Raw genomic sequence first — 18,600 nt, 5'->3', positions numbered from 1 at the left:
GTGAAGAGAATGTGGATCGAGCGAATCGCTGAGGTCACGCACTGGGAGCCGCTTCGGCTCGATATTCCCTGGAACAGCGTCGAGGAAGATCTTGGTACACCACTGCCCGAAGATTACAAGAAGCTTGCCGAGACGTTCGGCAAGGGCGAATTCTCGGAGTTTTTGCGTGTTTTCACCGTCGATGCCACGAGGCAGTTCGACCTGGTCAGGATCTGGAAGAAGTTTCTCGACGGCGGCCCGGAGAGCGGCCCCGATCCCGCCTTCAAGCCCTACCGGATGTACCGGCCAGGTCAGCGCGGCCTCATTCCCTGGGCGTTCGGTGAGATGAAATGCAGCTACTTCTGGCTGGCGGCCGCGGATGAGGATCCGGCGAGCTGGCCCATCGTCACACAGGGAGATCCTTATCCTTGGCGCGAAGTGAACATGTCCACTTCCGAGTTCGTCTGCCGTGTGCTGACCGACCCCGATTTCGAGCCGTTCTCGATCGCGAGGCTGTTTCCGGAGCCCGACTTCTATCCAATGGACTGAGTGGCACACCGCCCCCGCGCCCGACCTGAGTCCCCCGTGACGGCCCCGGGCGCGCATTAGGTGTGACGCCTGGAACGCCTGCGTCGCTGGTCGGAGTATGAACACGAACGCGACGCAGACTGCCGCCCCTTCACCCGCGTACCTCGCAGTGCTGCGCTCACCGGTCGGCCTGGGGCTGGCCACCTCCCTGCTGCTCGGTGCTGTGATCGCCACGGATGTGCTGTCCCTGGCCTCGGGCGCCCATCTGTACGACCTGCTGCGCGGAATGCCGTACGACCGGACGGCTCTGTGGACGGTGCCCGGCGTCGAGGGCCGGCAGCGCGCCTACGACCTCTTCGGCCTGCTCCGGAGCGTCTTCTACCTCGCCACCGGAATCGTCTACGTGTGCTGGCTGTACCGCTTGCGCGACAACGCCGAAGTCTTCGCCCCCGGCACACACCGCCATGGCCGCAGCTGGACCGGCTGGGGCTGGATCGTCCCGGTCGTCAACCTGTGGTTCCCACGACGGATCACCCTCGACATCTGGGAAGCAAGCCGTCCCGCGGGACCGCACGCGCCCGACCGGCCGGGCCATGGCCTGATCAACCTGTGGTGGAGTTTCTGGCTCGCGCAGGGCTTCATCTCATTGGCAGGCGGCGCGGTCTACGACACTGCCGAATCGATCGGCCCGACGAATGTGGCTCTCGGCCTTCTCATGGCCTCTGACCTTCTCGACATCGTCTGTGCCGTTCTCGCTGTCCGGCTGGTCCGCACGCTGACGCGCATGCAACACGTCAGGGTGCGGGAAGGGGCGACCGTCCGAGAAGAGCCGCTCAGCTGATCTCGGTCGGTGGTGGGCCAGCAGTCCGTCGGACACGCCGTGCCCGCCGAGGCCAGGCCGCACTGCTCCCGCCGCCGAGTCCGATGGGTGGGGTTCGCCACAGTAGGGCCTTGACCCCAAATCCTGAACACGGGATATGCGGCTTGTGCCAGCGTAGTTGGTGTGCGGTGGAGGGCGTTCTCAAAGGTGATCGGTGATCGTTGTCCGAGGTGGGAGTTGTCGGCGTCGGGTGTTGTAGCGGTGGAGCCATCGGAAGGCGTCGAGTCGGGCCTCGCGCTCGGTGCGAGGTCGATAAGGGTCGCCAGGTAGCAGAACTTCCCGCCCTCGATGGGCAGGTAGGTGATGTCGCCGACGTACTTCGTGTTCGGCCTATCCGCGGTGAGTCGCGGCTGATCAGGTCCGGGGCCTTGGCGGCGGCAAGGTCGGGGACGGTGGTGCGGTGTCGGCGGCGCAACCGGACCCCTTCGATCCCCCCGCCAGTAGTAGAAGCTCGAGCGATTGACGCCAAGGATGCTGCAGAGCCGCTTCAGGCCGTGACGGGCGCTGGAGGTCGGCGACACACTGGAATCTGTTCACCAGCGCGTCTCCCCGGCGAATTACTTCGCCGCTTTGCGCAGGATCTCCCGTTCCTCCTCCAGCTCACGGACCTTCTTCCGCAAGGCGGCGTTCTCCGCCTCCAGCGGGGCCGACGGCAGGGCTGGTTCCTGCGTCCGCCGTCCTCGGGGACGGCTCACCCCGGCTGCCCGAACCCAGTTCCGCAGCGTCTCCGGGTTGATCCCCAGATCGGCTGCGACCGACCTGATCGTCGCTTCCGGCCGCGACTCGTACAGCGCGACCGCGTCCGCCCTGAACTGCGGCGGATAGTTCTTCATGACCACGAGATGTCCGTTCTCAGATCCTCAGGATCCAGTGCCTCGTGTGTTCAACATCCGGGGCCAAGGCCCTTCAGCCGTCGGTCGAGGCCCGGTTCTCGCATTGCTGCGGTAGACGGACATGACCCCCACCCGGTGGTGCGGCACACCGCGCGGAGGAGAGGGCATCGGCCGATCCTGGCGTCATCCGTCGGGCCCCCGGCGATGGCATGACACTGTTTGGCGAATCCGGCCCGCCGGGTTCTATGCGGCGGGCCGGAGGGCAGCCAGGTGGGATGTGCGGGTGCGGGCTCGTGGGATGTCGGTCCACCAAGCGTTGAGCCGGTGGAAGTTCATCGCGGTGGCCGTGAGCTGGTGCTGTAGCCGGGCCTTGGCGAGGCCGTGGTATCGGCATCGTCGCAGGCCGAAGGCTCGTACTCCCTGGGAGATGGCGCCTTCGACGCCGGCCCGGTGTGCGTACTGCGCCTGCCACTCCTTGGTGTCCTCCTGCGCTCGTGCCTGCTGGATCACTTCCTGCTCCGGTCGGGGGCGGAGGGTGATCCGGTGGCCCGTCTGAGACGTGGTGCCGGCGCGGGTGCACTGCGCTCTGGTCTCGCAGGGGCTGCAGGCGCTCATCGGGAACCGCGCCCGGACCACGGCCGCCCCCTGTTGCGAACGGTCTTCCTACCAGTCGCTGGAGGTCTTGCCATCGGGGCAGGTCACCCGCCGGTTCTCCCAGTCGATGGTGAAGTCGGCCTGGGAGAAGCCGCCGCTGTCCTTCGTCTGCCAGCTGGTGGAAGCGAGGATGGGACCCACCAGGTCGACCTTGTGGTCGCGGCGGGCGGTGACCACCTCCCGGGCGGTCGCGTAGCCCGCATCGACCAGGTGGCGGTCGGGCCGGCTCGCTGGCGGCCACGCTGTTCAACGCGGCCCTCAGGGTCACACCAAGCCGCACCACCCGTTGATCTGCCGGGCGGCGGGCAGGACGATCGTGGAGTCCGTGCGCGCACGGCCGCCGGCCTTGAGCAGGCCCCGCCCAGCGGCGGCCTCAAGGACCCGGTCCAAGAGCTCAGCACCAGCGTCTAGGGCGATCAGCCGGTTCCGAAACTCTGTGAGCACCGAGTGGTCGAACCCCGGATCGGCCAGCTCCAGTCCCATCAGATACTTCCAGTCCAGCCGCCCGCGCACTACGTCCGCGGCCTGCCGGTCGGAGAGCCCCTCGGCGAACTGCAGGACCGACAGCAGCGCCAGCCCGCCCGGCGACCAGGCAGGCTTCCCCCTGCTCGGATACAGCCCGGCGAAGTCCGCGTCCGAGAACAACTCACCCAGCTCGTCCCGGATCCGCATCGCGAGGCTGCCCTTCGGGAAAGCGGCACGCGCCACCCGGGCCGTCTCCTCAGGAACCCCGCCGATCTTCCTCGCGTGCAACGACACCGCCCCCCATTACCTTTTTGGTGGCCCCGCAATGGGGCTCCCGGCCTCCGGGCCCGGCATGACTTCCCCCCCTTGTTAACCATGATCCGGGGGGTGGTGTCACCGGGCCCGGAGGCACTGACTGACCGCTGATTAGCGCCTCTGTGTGTCAAGCTGCTGGTGCAAGTTGGCTCCGCTGGTCTCGTTTCATGATCCGGTAGACGACGTTCGAGAGACGCCGTTTGAGGGCCCTGCGTGCCTCGGCGGGTGTCTTCCCTTCGGAGATCTTGCGGAGGTAGTACTCCTGGCCGCGGCCTCCGTCTCGGATCTGGCAGATCGCGATGATGTGAAGGGCTGAGTTCAGCGCTCGGTTGCCGCCGGTGTTGAGGCGGTGGCGTACGTTCTTCCCGCTGGAGGCATCCAGAGGAGCACTACCGGTATAGCTGGCGAAGTGGTGCTCGGTGGGGAAACGGGTGACGTCACCGATGTGCCCCAGGACCTTGGCGGCGAGTACGGTCCCTAGCCCTGGCAGCGACGTCAACGTCGTCCGAGAGGCTGCGAGAGCTTCGCGCATCTGCGCTTCATTCTCCTTGACCTGGCGGTCGAGCCGACGAAGGTCAGCCAGGAGATCACGAGCGATGTCGCGGCGGCAGTTGTCGGTCGCAGTGAGGGGCCGGATCCCCTTCATCAAAGCTGCGGCCTTCTCTGCCGACAGCCTCGTGGGGGCACCGCCGGGCAGCAGGTCGCGAAGGACCGCGTGGAGGCGGTTGGTGATGCGAGTTCGCTCGTTGACCAGGTCGTTGTGCCGTTCGGTCAGCAGCCGCAGGATGGTGGACTGGTCCTCGGCCATCACCTGGCGCAGGTCGGTGCGGAACAGCGCCACCTGAGCGATGTGGAGCGCGTCAGCAGGATCAGTCTTGCGGTCGCCTCCGGTGGCCAGGAGCCGCGCCCTGGCCGACAGAGTAGAGGGCACGTCGACGGTGTCCTCGCCATGGGCTGCCAGCTGCTGGGCGAGGGTCCTGCCAAGGCCGCCGGCGCCCTCGACGGCGAACCGTCGTTCGGCCCACTGCTCGCACCAGCGCATCAGCTGGCCGAAGGTGCCGGCGTTGACGATGAACTTCCGCTGGCCGACCTTGTGGCCTGCGGCATCGATGGCGACAGCGGTGTGAGAGGACTTGTGAGGGTCGATCCCGATAGTGATCACGCGCATCCTGACCTGGAGCTCGAAGCGGCAGAAGTATGCGGTGGGCACCCTGACTTGAAGTTGCGGTCTCACACGTTCATGCCTCTGTCGAGCCACACCGCGCGGGTGCCGGACGGCGGCGGCACGCTAATCATGAGCCAGCCCGAAGGGCGGCAAGGAGCTATGCGAGCCAGTGCCGACCGGCACCCTGGACGCTACGGCTGCAGACCGAGCATCTGGGGGCAATTCAACAAGTCAGGGGCATGACCACGACCTCTTCGCAGGTCGGGAGGCTCTTCGTAATGTGGATGTGGCGATCGGTGCCGTGGACGAGGCCGGGCGGAAGCACGACCGGAGGATGCACGTGATCGAGACCGGCGACATCGACGTCTTCCTCGGCCTGGACGTCGGCAAGGGCGAACACCACGCCACCGCCGTCACCCCGGCCGGGAAGAAGGCGTTCGGCAAGCGGCTGCCCAACACCGAGCCCAAGCTCCGGGAGCTGTTCGTGAAGTTGCAGGCCAAGCACGGGACGGTGCTGGTCGTGGTCGATCAACCGGCCTCGATCGGGGCCCTGCCGCTGGCGGTTGCGAGGGACATGGGCTGCCCAGTCGCCTACCTGCCTGGTCTGACGATGCGGCGGATCGCCGACCTCTATCCCGGCGAGGCCAAGACGGACGCGTTCATCATCGCTGACGCCGCCCGCGCGATGCCTCAAACCCTGCGCTCGGTCGGCCTCGAAGACGAGACGATCGCCGAGCTGGAGATGATCGTCGGCTTCGACGACGACCTGACGGGCGAGGCCACCCGGGTCGCGAACCGGCTCCACGGCCTGCTCACCCAGATCCACCCGTCCCTGGAACGGGTCCTGGGCCCACGGCTGCAGCACCCAGCCGTTCTCACCCTGCTGGAACGGTTCGGGTCACCGGCACAGTTACGCAAGGCAGGCCGCCGGCGGCTGGTCACGCTGCTGCGGCCGAAGGCACCGCGCATGGCCGAGCGCCTGGTCGAGGACATATTCACCGCGCTGGACGAGCAGACCGTGGTGGTCCCGGCACCGAAGCGGCCGCACTCATCGTCCCGAGCCTGGCCGCCTCGCTCACCGCCGTCCTCGACCAGCGCAAGCTCCTGGCCGGTCGGATCGAGGAGCTGCTGGAGGCCCACCCTCTTTCCCAGGTCCTGATCTCGATGCCGGGCGTCGGGATCAGGACCTGAGCCAGGATCCTCATCGAAGTCGGCGACGGCAGCAGTTTCCCCTCCGCCGCCCACCTCGCCGCCTACGCCGGCCTCGCCCCGGCGACCCGCAACTCAGGCTCCTCGATCCGCGGCGAACAGCCCTCCCGAAGAGGAAACAAGCAGCTCAAACGGGCCTTCTTCCTCTCCGCGTTCGCCGCCCTCGGCGACCCGGCCTCCCGGGCCTACTACGACAAGAAGATCGGCCAGGGCAAGCACCACACCCAGGCTCTGCTCTGCCTCGCCCGACGCCGGGCCGACGTCCTCTTCGCCATGCTCCGCGACGGAACCTTCTACGAACCTCAACCCGCCACCGCCAGATGAGGAGGTCAAACCGATCCGTCAGTCCTCCGGCCGCAACCGCTGACGAGCCGCCTCAAGCCGCCGGTCGTAGTCAGGCGCGAACAGCTCGTGCAGCGCCTTGTCCAACGTCCCGGCGATCCGATGGATCGGCGTCCAGACCGCTGGATCGTCGACAACACGACTGAGGTCCGTCATCTGGAGCTTCTCCAGCCAATGCGACAGCACCAGCGCCTCATCAGCCGTGAGCTCGATCGTGACCTGACTATCGCCCATGCCCACCCCTACGGCTCGGCCCCACCCTCGACCACCCGAACCTACTGGCCTCCGACCTTGACCAAATACATAGGGGCACCCCCCAGACACAACGTCGGCCTTCACGACCACAACGGGTCATGAAGGCCGACGTCACGTTCAGCTCCGGGATTCGCCAACAGTGTCATGGCATCGCCGGGGGCACGACGTGCGCCGAACAGTGACCCGATCCGTCAGAGAGTGTTCTCCCTACGCGCGGCGAGCGGGTCACGGTCGTACACCGTTCCGTAACTGCCGCTCGAAACGAGGCTTCTGAACGCCTTGGGCGCCGCCGCGGTGCCCGCGCTCTTCACCGTGATGGCACCGCTAAGCTTCAGCTCCGCACCCTGCCCGTCCTGCGGAGCTGCGGTCAGCTCCCAGGTGTACGGCCCGTTGTGGGTGAAGGCCCCGCCCGAGTTCCTGCCGTCCCACGCCGTGGTGAGCGCCGCACCATTCTGGACGGCGTCGAGCATGCGGACGACATTGCCGCCCGCGTCCTTGATCACGACCTGTGCGCCCGGCGCCCCCGGCTTGGACAACTGCCAGGAACCGTCCCAGCGGGCGTCGGTGGCCGACTGCGGGTCGAGAGACGTCTCGGTCTCGGACTCGATCTCGGCAAGCAAGGAGGTGGGCACGCCGGAGCCGACAGCACGCATGGCACCGGGCTTGCCCCGCTCCGGGACGTAGGCCACGCCGCCGCCGAAGCGGTCGACAGCGTAGTAACCCTGGGCCAGGTAACCGGTGATATCGGCCAGAGGGCGGGACGTCACGCTGTTGACCGTGTGGAAGTCGACGAGTTGGAGCTCGCCGGCGGTCTCGTCGTGCCGGACAACGTAGCCGTCGCCGAGTTCGCCGCCCATGGGGACATCGATCATGCGCTGGGTGGTGCGGTCCCAGACGCCGGAGCCGGCGGGGTCGCCGGAGCCCTCGCACGCCCAGTAGACCCAACGGCCCACAGCCTGGAGGTCCGTGGGCGTGCACTCCTTGCCGAGCGAGAAGGACTCGGTTGTACCCGACTTCAGGTCGGTGGCCTTGACGGTGCCCTTGGTGTCACCGGGCGTCCAGAACGTCGAGCCCCAGACCGCGGCTGCCGACGCCGTACGCGTCAGCAGCACCTTGTCGTCACCGGACTTCTCCCGGTCGATGACGTACTGCTGGTACTGCCCGAACCCCGACACGTACCCGTACCCGAAGACCACGTACCGGCCGGAGGCGTCGACCACCCGTCCGCTGCCGGGCGCGGCGATGGTCACCGCGTCGTCGGGGTTCGAGCGGACCACGATCCTGTTGCCCTTGGGATAGGCGAAGGTGCCGTCTCCCAGTGCGTACGCCCCAACGCCCGCGGAACCGCCCGTGCCGTCCGTGCTCAGCGGTGGCTCGACCACCAGGCTGCGGGTACCGGCCGACGGAGTGTCACCCAGCTCGATGTGCCGCTTGTAAAGCGACGGCAGGTAGTTGGTGTCCGTCTCCTGCACCGCCAGGTCGCCGGCCGCCAGGGCCACGTCCCCGTATGTACCTGGCTTGGGCGCCACGGCCCGCACGGAGTTCACGTCCAGGCTGCCGTCAGCCCGCGGACTCACCTTGCGCACGGCCCAGTCGCCCGCCGAGCTGCCGCCGGCGACCAAGACGCCACCGTCCGGCGTCGGGTTCAGCCCGTACTTTCCGCCGAGGCGGGCGTGCGGCAGCAGGGTCCTCGCCTCGCCGCCACCGATCGGTGCGGCCAGCAGCGGCTCGCCGCGGTCCTTCGGCGCATCGCCGTTGCGGAACGACTCGGTCTGTCGCAGCGAGACAACCCAGGACCCCGCCAGCGCGACGTACGACCGCTGCTCGTAGGTCGACGCCACTCCGACCGTGGTCTCCGTACCGCTCAGGGCGTCCTTGCGCAGCAGGTGCACCTTCTGATCGCCATACGCCGGATCGAACCACCCGGCGTGCGTCCCGGAGAACACCACCTGCGTGTGGTCGCTGCCCCACGAACCCTTGAGTACACCGGTGATCTTCCCCGTCGCGAGGTCGACCAGTCCGATCTGGCCCGTCGAGTCGCCGGACACGAAGATCGCCAGTAGACCGTCGCCCGCGCCGAGCACCTTGGACGAGGCGACGCGGACGCCGTTCTCGCCGGTCACCGGGGTGTCCGTGAGCTGTCCGTCGCGCAGACGCAGCAAGTGCAGCGAGTCGACGTCACCGCCGGCCGTCCAGGTGGCCGTCACGACGCTGTCGCCGTACGTGCCGTGGTACGTCTGCCCCTCGGGGAGCGTAAAACGGGCCGCCGTGCCGGCCTTCATGTCCTTCAGCTCCACCGACCTGTCCGCTGCGGTGTAGACGCCGACCACGTCGGAGGCGTGACCGCCGACACGCTCGGCGGAGGTGTCGGCCGGGTCCTTGCCCACGGTCTGCGGGTCACCGGTGGCGGGGCTCCAGCGATACGCCGTGACGGCGTCGCTTCCGTCGACCTCCATGCGGTTCAGGTCGGCCGCCGTGCCCGCCGACTCCAGGTTGTAGGAGCGCGGAAGGTAACGATCCGGTGCGTTGATCGTCAGGGTCTGTGGTGCCATCGTTTCGGCGTGGGCGCCGGTAAGGAGGAAGGGCAGCGCACCGCCGGTGGCCGCAAGGGCCACGGTCGTGGCGAGCGTGCCTCGAACGAGCAATCGTGTTCGGTTAGTTCTGTGGCGTGAGGCCACGTGACACCTCCAGCTGGTCTCCAACAGGCGCGGCAAGCTAACACAGGAGATGCACCAAGTTCGAACACATTTACGAATCATGCGCAAGGGGACAAAATCTCTGCGTCAACCGCTTCCGGATCATCTCGCTCCGAATCATCGTCGCCTCGTCGCCACGGTCATCGGCAAGCAACCGCGGTGACGTTCGCAGCTCCTGACGCTCGCGCCCCATCCGTGCTCAGCCGAGCGGTCGACAGCGGCATCAACCCCTGACTCCACACCCGAGCCGCCACCCTCAACCTCCGCCGACTGATCAATCGGACTCACCCACACCCAAGGCACCTGGCACCTCGCTACCGCCAGCGCATGACCGGGGAGGGTGGTCCGGCCTCACGGCCGGACCACCCTCCCCGAGATCTTCATCAGCCTTCTAGGGCGACACGCGACGCCGACTTCGCCAAGGCAGAGCAGGGCCAAGCACCACTCGCCGCTTCTCACGCCATCATGGCCGCCAACGGCTACCTCACGCGCCATCAGGCCGTGCGTCAAACGTACGTCACGTGCGTCGAATATGCGTCAAGATATCGCCCGTAATGCACACTCGGCGAAACCGCAGGCAGACCAATGCCGGTGTGACTACTGAACTTGAATCCGTGATGTTGGGGTCTGCCCGCGTGGTGCTGGGGGCCCCGGATCACAGTTTCCCACGACGCGGGAGTACGAGGATGATGTCCGCGTGATGCGAGACCTGCCGCCGTTGCCGTTGCCCCAGTACGTCGTGGTCCGTATCGGCTGCTCACCGGAGGTGCCCACTGAGATCGCCGCCGATCTGCGGCAGATCGGCGCCCCGGCGGGGCTGATCGGTTATGAGTACCAACCGCTGGCCGAGGCGGCAGTCCTCGGCGGGATGGACGAGAGCGGGCTGGTCGTCTTCGGGACCAGCGGCCTGTTTGGACACATCGCCATCGAAGTGGCTTCGCGCCGCATCGTGCACATCCCCATAGCCGAGTCTTTGACCACCAATCACGTGAACAGGGACCTCGAAGCCTTCCACCGGTGCGTCGCGGCCACCATCGCCCGCTTCCCGTTCTACGAAGAAGGCGAGGAGGACAGATTCGACGAGGCGGCGGGCGACCTCCGCGAGCTCCTGGCCACCCTCGATGACACCGCGCTCGCACACAACGGGCTATGGGAGACCCTGTGTGACGACGTCGCGATGGGCGACTACGCGAACTGGGAGGACTGAAGCACGTCAGCCCTCCAGCGTCAGACCCGTGGCCGTCAGGCAGCCGTCGACCAGCTCTGGTCGGTACTGGATCCTTTTGAGGCGACGCTTCACGGCTCGGGTGATCTGGCTGAGGGCCGCGGCGGAGAGGTTGCCGATGTCGCGTTTGACCAGCGACCAGACGCCCTCCTGCGGGTTCAGGTCCGGGGCGTAGGTCGGTAGCTGGAAGACGGTGAGCCAGACGGTGTTGGCCGCGAAGAACTCCCGTAGCGGCGCGACCAGGTGCATGCGCAGGTTGTCCCACACCAGGACGATCGGGCCGCCGAGCTGAGCGTGGGAACGGACGATCGAGTCGCGGTAGTCCTTCCAGCCGAAACCCTTCGGTTCGCCCTTACGGCCCCAATACTCGTGGACCGCGTAGATCAGACGAGACCGCTCACCGGGCTTGTAGCAGGTCATCGCCGCCATCGAGACCCGACCCGAACCGCGTCTGCGCACGCGGACGACCGGAGTGACGCCCAGGCGGCCCCAGGTCCTGGCACGCGGCGGCGTCATCGACTGGCCGGCCTCGTCCTCGAAGACCACCCAGGCGTTGCTCACCGCCGCGGTGCTCTTACCCGCGGCCAGACCTCCCGCCTCCACAGCTCCACCGCGTCGTCGTCGCGCTCGATCGCCCGCCGGGCGGGCTGCTGCCACGACCATCCGTGCCGCCGAAGCAGCCGCCACGTACCCTCCACCGTGTACGAGACGTGGAACAGGCGGCATCGTCTTCACCCGGGCCAGCGTCGACCGCTGATCGGCCCACCCATGCGCCAGCGGTCCGCCCTCCAACTCCATTTCCAGCCGCGCTATCTGTGTGTCCGACAGTCGCGGCCGGCCGGGAGATCCCTTCGATGCCACCCCGGCCAGACCGTTCTCGCGCCACTGGCGCCGCCAGCGTTCCACCGACCGCTCCGATACACGCAACGAGGCAGCGATCTCCCGGTTCTTCTCGCCAGCCTCGAAGCCAGCCACCGCCTGGAGCCGTGACGGCCTTCGAGGGCCCGTTTCGGTCCCTCCGCTCCTGTCTGATCCCAACACGCTCCCAGTCGCGCCTGTTTGCGCCCTGTGGCGGGCGGCGGCCATCGGTACTACGGAAATGCGTCTCCGAGAGCAGCCGCACCCGAGCGACCTGTCCGATGCCCTGTTCCGACCGCATCAGACCGGCGTCTTGTCGTCATCCGCTTGGCGTCAGGCTCTACCCTGCCAACGCAGGCAGCCACTCAGCGTGGCCTGAGCTGTGCCCCCCAATGGGCTGACGCCCCTGCCCCTGAGGTCCGCAACAGAGGCGCTTCCTGGGGGAGAATTTGGGGAGTATCGACGGGTCTGGGGAGCGCGTGGGGAGAATCGACCGCGTAACTCAGCACGATCCCGAAAGACGCTGAAAGACCTATCCCCGCAGATCAGGGGGGAAGAGCCACATCGATGCAGGTCAGCGCCACCCGATAGACAACGTCATGCCGAAGGTGCCCTGGAGGGTGGGCCGAGTGGTGAACACGGCGGTTCCTTCCGGTGGTCGGGGTCTCAGCTGCCGGGACCGTGGCCCGAGACCGAGACCAGCAGGACGCGGGTGCCGGTACGGGTCGCACGCCATCGGTGACGCACTCCGCCGGTGAGGTAGAGCGTGTCACCTCGCTCCAGGCGGAAGGTGCGGCCGTCCGCCTCCACCTCGGCCGCGCCGTCCGCCACGTACATCAACTCGTCGTTCCCGTGCAGGAATTCGCGGTCGGCGTGCTGGGTCCCGGTGAACTCCAGCGCGTGCATCTGGTGGTTGCCGCGTACGAGCGGGCGCACCCCCGTATCGGTGGCGAGACCCGAGTCGTCCTGGGCGCGGACGACGTCCACGGACCGGTCCGTGGCGCTGGAGGCGGCCAGGAGTTCGACGGCGGTGGTCCGCAGGCCGTCGGCGATGCGCTGGAGGGAACGCATGCTGGGCCGCGCGCGCTCGTTCTCGATCTGGCTGAGGAAGGGGACCGAGAGGCCGCTGCGCTCGGCGACCACGGCCAGCGTCAGATCGAGGGCCCGCCGGCGCTGGCGGACGGCGCTGCCGAGTCCGGGGGTCGGCTGTCCGGCACCCGGCTGTCCGGGGTTCGGCGGTCCGGCGCCCGGCCGCTCGTCGCCGTTCGCCCGCGTGTCGCTCATGATCGTGTCTCCTCCCCGGAGCAAGTCACCTTACGCAGGGGCGCGGGAGGTTTCGTACGCCCGTCACACCGCTGACACACTTCGTCTCTACCTTCAAAGAAGTTCGATCCCATCAAAGAAACTTTGAAGCGAGGTTGTTGTGTCCACCGTCGACCAGAACCAGCGCCGCCGCCGCGGCACCGGTCTCATCGCTCTCGACGCCGAGAAGGCCTTCGAGGGCTACACGCTCTTCGCCCCGCTCACCGGCGGCGGCGCCGTGCATCTGATCGATCTGCGCGGCGAGGACGTGCACACCTGGCGGCTGCCGTACCGGGCCGGCCGGCACGCCCGGATCCTGCCCGGCGGGAATCTCGCGTACAACGGCGTGCTGCCCGGGGAGAAGGCCCTCTTCCCGATGTGGCACAAGTACCGCGGCGGGGTCCTCGGCGTGTACGCCCCCGACGGCACGGCCCTGCGCGAGTACCGCGACCCGCTCCAGCACCACGACGCGCACCATCTCGACGACGGCGGCATCCTCTACACCGCGCTCGAACCGCTGACCGGCGCGGAGGCGGCCGGGGTGCGCGGCGGGACGCCCGGGTCGGAGGCGGCGGGCGGCGTCGTATGGGCGGACACCATCAAGCAGGTGGACCTTGAGGGACGGGAGGTGTGGTCGTGGAGCGCCCGCGAGCATCTGGACCGGGACGCCTTCGCCCTGCATCCGGACTACGCGCGGGAGCACTGGCCGCTGATCAACTCGGTCACGCCGCTGGCGGACGGCAACATCCTGGCGAGCCTGCGCAGCGTCTCGGCGGTCGTCGTCATCAGCCGCGCGACGGGAGAGATCCTGTGGCGCACGGCCCCCGGCACCGTCTCGCAGCAGCACCATCCCACCGAGCTGCCGAACGGCAATCTGCTCGTCTTCGACAACGGCGTCTTCCGCCCGGGGCACGACGTGCCGTACTCGCGGGTGATCGAGATCGACCGGGCCGGGAACATCGCGTGGGAGTACCACGATCCCGCCAAGGAGTCCTTCTTCGCCCCGTTCATGGGAGCGGCCCAACGCCTCCCGAACGGGAACACCCTGGTGACCGACTCCCCGGCGGGCCGGCTGTTCGAGGTCACCGCCGAGGGGCTCCTGGTCTGGGAGTACGTCGTCCCGCACTTCGGCGGCTACGAGGAGGCCGAGGTGCGCGGCCTGTTCCCGGCCGAGCCGAACGCGGTCTTCCGGGCCTACCGTTACGCGGCCGCCGAGCTGCCCTGGCTGGGGGCCGGACGGTGACGGCGACGATCGCGCCCGCCGACGAACGGGTCCCTCCCGGACGGCTGGTGCCGCTGGCCCTCCAGCACGTCCTGGCGATGGCCGCCGCCCCCGTGTCGACCGTCTTCCTCACGGCCACCGCGCTGCGCCTGACCCCGGCGGAGACGGCTTCGGTGCTCAGCGCGGTTCTCGTCCTGTGCGGGGCCGGATCGCTGCTCCAGTCGCTCGGCGTCGGGAGCTTCGGGGCCCGGCTGCCGTTCGTCATGCTGCCGGGCGGGGCCGCCACCGCGCTGTTCATCCAGATCTCCGCCGATCACGGCCCGGCCGTCGCCAGCGGCTCGGTGCTCCTGGCGGCCGTCCTGCTGCTGGCCGTGGTTCCGCTGTACGGCCGGATCGTGAGGCTCTTCCCGCCGCTCGTCATGGGCGTGACGGTCCTGCTGATCGGCATCGCCATGGTGCGGGTGGCCGCTCAGCTGATCACCGGGCCGACCGGGGAGACGGCGCGCGGGTCGGTCGCCCTGGCGGGCATCACGGTGGCGGTCACGCTGACGGCGTACCTCTTCCTGCGCGGCGTGTGGCGGCAGAGCGCGGTGCTCATCGGCATGGCGGCAGGCACCGCCATCGCGGTGATCAGCGGGCTCGGCGCCTTCAGCCCGGCCCCGGGCAGCGGCTTCTCGCTCCCGGCGCTCTTCCCTTACGGGACACCGCGGTTCGACCTGCTCGCCGCGCTGCCCCTGCTCGTCTTCAGCCTCAGCACGCTCGCCGAGATCACCGGGCAGACCGTCCTCAACAGCGAGACCTCGGGGCGCGCGGCCGATCCCGGCCGTGACGTCCCGAAGGTCGCCCGCGCCGACGCGCTGATGTCCCTCTTCGCCGGAACTCTGGGGGCGTCGCTGATGGTGACCAGCTCCGAGAACATCGGCATCAGCCGGCTGACCGGGGTCCGCAGCCGCTTCGTGACCGCGGCGGCCGGCGGTCTCCTCGTCGCCGTGGGGCTTCTCTCCCCGCTCTCCCGTGCGGTCGCCGGCCTGCCGCCCGCCGTGGTCGGGGGTTCCGCGCTCGTCGTCTACGCGGTCATCGCCGTCATGGGCGTCCAGATGCTCGCCCGCTCCGAGCTGGCCGAGCGGAGCCACTCGATGATCGCGGCGCTCGCGCTGGCCGTGGGACTCCTGCCGATCGTCGCCCCGACCCTCTACGACGGGTTCCCGGGCTGGATCCGGACCCTGCTGGGGTCCGGCGTCGTCGCGGGAACACTCGCGGCCGTCCTGCTGCACGCGCTCTTCGCCGTCGCCGACCGGCCGCCGCGCACCGGCCCCCGGGAGCCGCGGCCCGTCACCACGCGCGGGCCGAGTCGATCAGCAGATCGCGCACCCGCGCCACCTGAGGGTTGACGGCGGATCCGGGGCGCTGCACCAGGTAGGCGGTGTTGATCGGCGGGTCCTCGGGGGCGTACAGCTCGACGAGGGCGCCCGAGGCCAGCTCGTCCGCGCAGAGGTAGCGCGGCAGCACCGTGAAACCCGCACCCGCCACCACGGCGGCGAGAACCCCGCGCAGGTCGGGCACGGTGACGGCGGCCCGGCAGTCGAGCCGGCGGCCGAAGACATGGCGCCAGTAGCGGCGGGCGATGGGCAGGTCCTCGGCGTACGTGACCAGCGGCAGGCCGTGCAGCGCGCCCGGCCCCTCCGCGGCGATGCGCTCCGCTCCCCCGGTCCGGGCGGCCCAGCGCGGGGCGGCCGTCAGCACGAACTCCTCGTCCATCAGCGGCACCGCGGACAGCGCCCGGCCGCGCGGCCGGGAGGTCGCGACGACCAGGTCGTGACGGCCCGCCCGCAGCTCCTCCAGGAGCGGATCGGTGAGCCCGGTCGCGGCGCGCAGCAGCAGCCCGTCGGAGACCAGCGGAGCCAGCGCGGGCAGTACCCGCAGGCACATCAGCTCGGCGGGGCCCGCCAGGTGGACGGGGGCGGCCGGGCGCTCACCGGCCGGGACCGCCTCGCCCGTGACCTCGGCCAGGGCGTCCAGCGGGGCGACGATCCGAACCGCCAGCTCGTCGGCGTACGGCGACGGGGCGACCCCGCGCGGCAGCCGCTCGAACAGCTCCCGGCCGACCTGCCGCTCCAGGGCGCGCATCTGGGCGGTGACGGTGGGCTGGGACAGGCCGAGCAGCCGGGCGGCGGCGGTGAAGGAGCCCGACCGGTGCACGGCGAGGAAGGTCCGCAGGAGGTTCAGATCGGGCGGCCCCGACGGCTCGGCCGGACCGGACCGCGCGGCCTGACCCGGCTGCGCGTCCGCCGTCCGGCCCAGCCCCGGGGACCCATCAGGATCCTTATTTCTCATAGCTGCCAGCCTATTGGAAACCTATGGGTGATCCGTCCTACGGTCGCATGGGTCAGCCCCTACCGGGACTCCCCCGCACACCCTCTCGATCTACGGAGACGCACGACATGGCAAAGATCCTTTTCGTGGTGACCGGCGCGGACCACTGGACCTTGGCGGACGGCACGAAGCACCCCACCGGCTTCTGGGCCGAGGAGGCCGTGACCCCCTACGAGACCCTCACCGCCGCCGGTCACCAGGTGGTCGTCGCCACCCCGGGCGGCGTCGTCCCGACCGTCGACCGCGGAAGCCTGGCGCCCGAGTTCAACGGCGGCCCGGAGGGCGCGGACCGGGTCGCGGCCGCGCTGGACGCGTTCGAGGAGCTGCGGCGTCCCGTCGCGCTCGAGGACGTGGACCTGGACGGGTACGACGCGGTGTTCTACCCGGGCGGCCACGGCCCGATGGAGGACCTCGCGGTGAACGAGGCCTCCGGCCGGCTGCTCACCGACGCGCTGGCCTCGGGCAAGCCGCTGGGCGTGGTCTGCCACGGTCCGGCGGCGCTGCTGGCCGCGACCGGCCCCGACGGCGGATACACGTTCGCCGGGTACCGGCTGACCGGCTTCAGCAACGCCGAGGAGACCCAGGCGGGCCTCGCGGAGAAGGCCAAGTGGCTGCTCCAGAACCGGCTGGTGGCGCTCGGCGCGGACTTCCAGGAGGGCGAGCCCTGGGCCCCGTTCATCATCACCGACCGCAATCTGATCACCGGTCAGAACCCGGCGTCGTCCGCCCCGTTGGCCGCCGAACTGGTCAACCGGCTCGGCTGACCGGCCGGGCGGCCGGGCGGGTGTTCAGACCCAGTCCCGCCGTGCGGGCGGCTCGCAGAGCTCCAGCACCACCTCGCCCGTCTCCGGCCCGTCCCCGGGGACGGGCCGGACGAGTGCCCCGACCGTCACTAGATGCGGAGCCGTCCCCACGATCCGGCAGCGGAAGACGAACCCCTCGGAGAAGCGCACCAGGGACTCGTTGCGCGCCGCCTCGGTGTAGCGGTGGACCACGGCGGTCCGGACGACCACGCCGTGGCCGGTGGTGCGTTCAGGCTCCAGTTCGCTCGACGCGCACACCGGGCACAGCAGCTTCCGGAAGGAAGCGGTGCCGCACCAACGGCAGCGGTGATAGGAGAGGCCGCACTCCTCGTGCGCCTTCTGGACGGTGCCCATTCCTGTCTGGGACACGGCTCGACCCCCTGCGCTCGACTCGGACGCGCCGCACCTGCACTGCCGGCGCGTCCGCACCATATGGCACTCAGTGCCGGACAGTAAAGGTACTGAGTGCCTATTGGTACTCAGTTCTCGCCGACGGCGGCCTCGATCTGCTGCACGACGCGCCACATCGGAGCGCCTTTCCGGGCCACCATCACGATCACCTCACCGTGGCCGTCGACGTCGCCGAGGCCGGCACCGAAGCCGTCACCGAAGACCGGAGACGAGGCGGCGGCGCCGGCGATCTCCGTGACCTCCCGCTCCGGCCCCGACGACACCGCGGCCGGCCCGCCGACCGGCCGCGCCCACACCTCGCGCACCAGGGCCAGCGCATGGTCGACAGCCACCTCGGGGTCGCCCGCCCCACCCGAACGCAGCCACAGCCGCAGCCCGTTGTTGTGCGCGGCGACCACGGACGCCGCGATCACCTCGGCCCGCAGCTCCCCGTCGCCGCCCTCGCCGAACCGGCCCCGCAGATGACCCGCGAGGGTCTGCTCGTAGCGGCGCACCACGGAGAGTTCGTACGTCCGCAGCCCCGGCACCTCCCGGGTGAGCCGGTAGCGCTGCACGGAGAACTCGGGGTTGGCCGCGTACATCCGCAGCACGATGCGCGCGGCGTCGCACACCGCGCCCACCGGATCGCTGTCGTCGACGGCGGCGAGGAACTCGGTCATCTCCGCGAGGCACCGCTCGTGGTCCGGGAAGACCGCGTCCTCCTTGGACGGGAAGTAGCGGAAGAACGAACGCCGCCCCACCCCCGCCCGCGCCACGATGTCGTCCACGGTCGTCCGCTCGAAGCCCCGCTCCAGGAAGAGCTGGAAGGCCGCCTGTGCGAGCACCTCCCGCATGGGTGCCTTCTTCTGGGGTCCTCGTGCCTCGCTCATGCGGCGAAACGTAGCACCGGAGGGGCGCTTTTGGCACTGCGTACCTTTACAGAGGGTACTGAGTGCCATATTGTCATCACGACTACGAACGACACCCAGGTGGGACCACACCCAGGTAGGCAGGAGAGCCGGCGTGAGCTTGAGGATCGTTGTCTGTGTGAAGTACGTGCCCGACGCGACCGGTGACCGGCGTTTCGCCGATGACCTGACGCTGGA

General features: G+C 69.2%; 16 protein-coding genes and 4 pseudogenes. 8 read left to right on the top strand and 12 right to left on the bottom strand.

What is annotated here, in order from left to right; all coding sequences use genetic code 11:
• Nucleotides 1–9: 9 nt before the first annotated feature.
• Together ACH4UK_RS36645 and ACH4UK_RS36640 are read left to right on the top strand one after the other, a co-directional pair.
• Entirely contained in the window at nucleotides 10–528 is a 519-nt protein-coding gene (locus ACH4UK_RS36645) for a hypothetical protein (protein ID WP_398363527.1), read from the top strand.
• Nucleotides 529–625: 97 nt separating this feature from the next.
• Complete coding sequence (locus tag ACH4UK_RS36640; RefSeq protein ID WP_398363525.1) at nucleotides 626–1,348, top strand: DUF4328 domain-containing protein; 723 nt, start codon at nucleotides 626–628, stop codon at nucleotides 1,346–1,348.
• Nucleotides 1,349–1,944: 596 nt separating this feature from the next.
• Here the strand turns inward: ACH4UK_RS36640 and ACH4UK_RS36635 are convergent.
• The 3 genes and pseudogenes from ACH4UK_RS36635 to ACH4UK_RS36625 all read right to left on the bottom strand — a co-directional run bounded on the left by ACH4UK_RS36635 (nucleotide 1,945) and on the right by ACH4UK_RS36625 (nucleotide 4,864).
• Nucleotides 1,945–2,220, bottom strand: coding sequence for a transposase (locus tag ACH4UK_RS36635; protein WP_398363523.1), 276 nt, complete (start codon nucleotides 2,218–2,220; stop codon nucleotides 1,945–1,947).
• Nucleotides 2,221–2,463: 243 nt separating this feature from the next.
• A pseudogene (locus ACH4UK_RS36630) lies at nucleotides 2,464–3,633 on the bottom strand (transposase).
• 148 nt (nucleotides 3,634–3,781) lie between these two features.
• Entirely contained in the window at nucleotides 3,782–4,864 is a 1,083-nt protein-coding gene (locus ACH4UK_RS36625) for an IS110 family transposase (protein WP_398363521.1), read from the bottom strand.
• A gap of 289 nt (nucleotides 4,865–5,153) precedes the next feature.
• Here ACH4UK_RS36625 and ACH4UK_RS36620 point away from each other — a divergent pair.
• Nucleotides 5,154–6,352, top strand: a pseudogene (locus tag ACH4UK_RS36620) (IS110 family transposase).
• Nucleotides 6,353–6,370: 18 nt separating this feature from the next.
• Here the strand turns inward: ACH4UK_RS36620 and ACH4UK_RS36615 are convergent.
• Complete coding sequence (locus ACH4UK_RS36615) at nucleotides 6,371–6,604, bottom strand: hypothetical protein (RefSeq protein ID WP_398363519.1); 234 nt, start codon at nucleotides 6,602–6,604, stop codon at nucleotides 6,371–6,373.
• Between the two features lie 212 nt (nucleotides 6,605–6,816).
• Complete coding sequence (locus ACH4UK_RS36610; RefSeq protein WP_398363517.1) at nucleotides 6,817–9,177, bottom strand: FlgD immunoglobulin-like domain containing protein; 2,361 nt, start codon at nucleotides 9,175–9,177, stop codon at nucleotides 6,817–6,819.
• 844 nt (nucleotides 9,178–10,021) lie between these two features.
• Here ACH4UK_RS36610 and ACH4UK_RS36605 point away from each other — a divergent pair.
• The gene (locus tag ACH4UK_RS36605; protein ID WP_398363553.1) at nucleotides 10,022–10,528 is read left to right on the top strand and encodes an SUKH-4 family immunity protein; all 507 of its coding nucleotides are present in this window, start codon (nucleotides 10,022–10,024) and stop codon (nucleotides 10,526–10,528) included.
• Nucleotides 10,529–10,534: 6 nt separating this feature from the next.
• On the opposite strand, the gene ACH4UK_RS36600 is transcribed toward ACH4UK_RS36605, so the two are convergent.
• From ACH4UK_RS36600 to ACH4UK_RS36585, 4 genes and pseudogenes are all read right to left on the bottom strand, one after another.
• On the bottom strand, nucleotides 10,535–11,107 hold the full coding sequence (locus tag ACH4UK_RS36600) for a transposase (RefSeq protein WP_398363551.1): 573 nt from the start codon (nucleotides 11,105–11,107) through the stop codon (nucleotides 10,535–10,537).
• The gene (locus ACH4UK_RS36595; RefSeq protein ID WP_398363550.1) at nucleotides 11,104–11,244 is read right to left on the bottom strand and encodes a winged helix-turn-helix domain-containing protein; all 141 of its coding nucleotides are present in this window, start codon (nucleotides 11,242–11,244) and stop codon (nucleotides 11,104–11,106) included. The genes ACH4UK_RS36600 and ACH4UK_RS36595 overlap by 4 nt, the downstream gene beginning before the upstream one ends.
• A gap of 169 nt (nucleotides 11,245–11,413) precedes the next feature.
• Nucleotides 11,414–11,632: pseudogene (locus tag ACH4UK_RS36590) on the bottom strand (helix-turn-helix domain-containing protein); the annotation flags it as partial.
• A gap of 438 nt (nucleotides 11,633–12,070) precedes the next feature.
• The gene (locus ACH4UK_RS36585; RefSeq protein WP_398363515.1) at nucleotides 12,071–12,688 is read right to left on the bottom strand and encodes a helix-turn-helix domain-containing protein; all 618 of its coding nucleotides are present in this window, start codon (nucleotides 12,686–12,688) and stop codon (nucleotides 12,071–12,073) included.
• Between the two features lie 139 nt (nucleotides 12,689–12,827).
• Here ACH4UK_RS36585 and ACH4UK_RS36580 point away from each other — a divergent pair, with 139 nt between their 5' ends.
• Together ACH4UK_RS36580 and ACH4UK_RS36575 are read left to right on the top strand one after the other, a co-directional pair.
• Nucleotides 12,828–13,949: an arylsulfotransferase family protein gene (locus ACH4UK_RS36580; protein WP_398363514.1), complete on the top strand. Its 1,122-nt coding sequence runs from the start codon at nucleotides 12,828–12,830 to the stop codon at nucleotides 13,947–13,949.
• Complete coding sequence (locus tag ACH4UK_RS36575) at nucleotides 13,946–15,319, top strand: uracil-xanthine permease family protein (protein ID WP_398363512.1); 1,374 nt, start codon at nucleotides 13,946–13,948, stop codon at nucleotides 15,317–15,319. Before ACH4UK_RS36580 ends, ACH4UK_RS36575 begins: the two co-directional genes overlap by 4 nt.
• Here ACH4UK_RS36575 and ACH4UK_RS36570 read toward each other — a convergent pair.
• Nucleotides 15,261–16,262, bottom strand: coding sequence for a LysR family transcriptional regulator (locus ACH4UK_RS36570; protein WP_398363510.1), 1,002 nt, complete (start codon nucleotides 16,260–16,262; stop codon nucleotides 15,261–15,263). The genes ACH4UK_RS36575 and ACH4UK_RS36570 overlap by 59 nt on opposite strands.
• 107 nt (nucleotides 16,263–16,369) lie before the next feature.
• On the opposite strand from ACH4UK_RS36570, the gene ACH4UK_RS36565 reads away from it, so the two are divergent.
• Complete coding sequence (locus ACH4UK_RS36565) at nucleotides 16,370–17,065, top strand: type 1 glutamine amidotransferase domain-containing protein (RefSeq protein WP_398363509.1); 696 nt, start codon at nucleotides 16,370–16,372, stop codon at nucleotides 17,063–17,065.
• Between the two features lie 24 nt (nucleotides 17,066–17,089).
• Here the strand turns inward: ACH4UK_RS36565 and ACH4UK_RS36560 are convergent, their stop codons facing one another.
• Nucleotides 17,090–17,458, bottom strand: a complete 369-nt coding sequence (locus ACH4UK_RS36560) for a Zn-ribbon domain-containing OB-fold protein (RefSeq protein WP_398363548.1) — start codon at nucleotides 17,456–17,458, stop codon at nucleotides 17,090–17,092.
• Between the two features lie 125 nt (nucleotides 17,459–17,583).
• Nucleotides 17,584–18,348, bottom strand: coding sequence for a TetR family transcriptional regulator (locus tag ACH4UK_RS36555; protein WP_398363546.1), 765 nt, complete (start codon nucleotides 18,346–18,348; stop codon nucleotides 17,584–17,586).
• A gap of 169 nt (nucleotides 18,349–18,517) precedes the next feature.
• On the opposite strand from ACH4UK_RS36555, the pseudogene ACH4UK_RS36550 reads away from it, so the two are divergent.
• Nucleotides 18,518–18,600 (top strand): annotated as a pseudogene (locus tag ACH4UK_RS36550) (electron transfer flavoprotein subunit beta); the annotation flags it as partial.

The sequence above is a fragment of the Streptomyces sp. NPDC020884 genome (assembly GCF_044333935.1).
In the GTDB taxonomy this organism is placed as follows: Bacteria; Actinomycetota; Actinomycetes; order Streptomycetales; family Streptomycetaceae; genus Streptomyces.
This window is presented reverse-complemented; position numbering and strand designations above follow the sequence as displayed.

What these genes read in the sequence shown, in the direction of transcription:
- ACH4UK_RS36555 (WP_398363546.1), bottom strand. Translation starts at nt 18,348, where the DNA reads ATGCGGGAGGTGCTCGCACAGGCGGCCTTCCAGCTCTTCCTGGAGCGG.
- ACH4UK_RS36585 (WP_398363515.1), bottom strand. Translation starts at nt 12,688, where the DNA reads ATGAGCGACACGCGGGCGAACGGCGACGAGCGGCCGGGCGCCGGACCG.
- ACH4UK_RS36645 (WP_398363527.1), top strand. Translation starts at nt 10, where the DNA reads ATGTGGATCGAGCGAATCGCTGAGGTCACGCACTGGGAGCCGCTTCGG.
- ACH4UK_RS36605 (WP_398363553.1), top strand. Translation starts at nt 10,022, where the DNA reads ATGCGAGACCTGCCGCCGTTGCCGTTGCCCCAGTACGTCGTGGTCCGT.
- ACH4UK_RS36615 (WP_398363519.1), bottom strand. Translation starts at nt 6,604, where the DNA reads ATGGGCGATAGTCAGGTCACGATCGAGCTCACGGCTGATGAGGCGCTG.
- ACH4UK_RS36565 (WP_398363509.1), top strand. Translation starts at nt 16,370, where the DNA reads ATGGCAAAGATCCTTTTCGTGGTGACCGGCGCGGACCACTGGACCTTG.
- ACH4UK_RS36610 (WP_398363517.1), bottom strand. Translation starts at nt 9,177, where the DNA reads ATGGCACCACAGACCCTGACGATCAACGCACCGGATCGTTACCTTCCG.
- ACH4UK_RS36635 (WP_398363523.1), bottom strand. Translation starts at nt 2,220, where the DNA reads ATGAAGAACTATCCGCCGCAGTTCAGGGCGGACGCGGTCGCGCTGTAC.
- ACH4UK_RS36640 (WP_398363525.1), top strand. Translation starts at nt 626, where the DNA reads ATGAACACGAACGCGACGCAGACTGCCGCCCCTTCACCCGCGTACCTC.
- ACH4UK_RS36560 (WP_398363548.1), bottom strand. Translation starts at nt 17,458, where the DNA reads ATGGGCACCGTCCAGAAGGCGCACGAGGAGTGCGGCCTCTCCTATCAC.
- ACH4UK_RS36570 (WP_398363510.1), bottom strand. Translation starts at nt 16,262, where the DNA reads ATGAGAAATAAGGATCCTGATGGGTCCCCGGGGCTGGGCCGGACGGCG.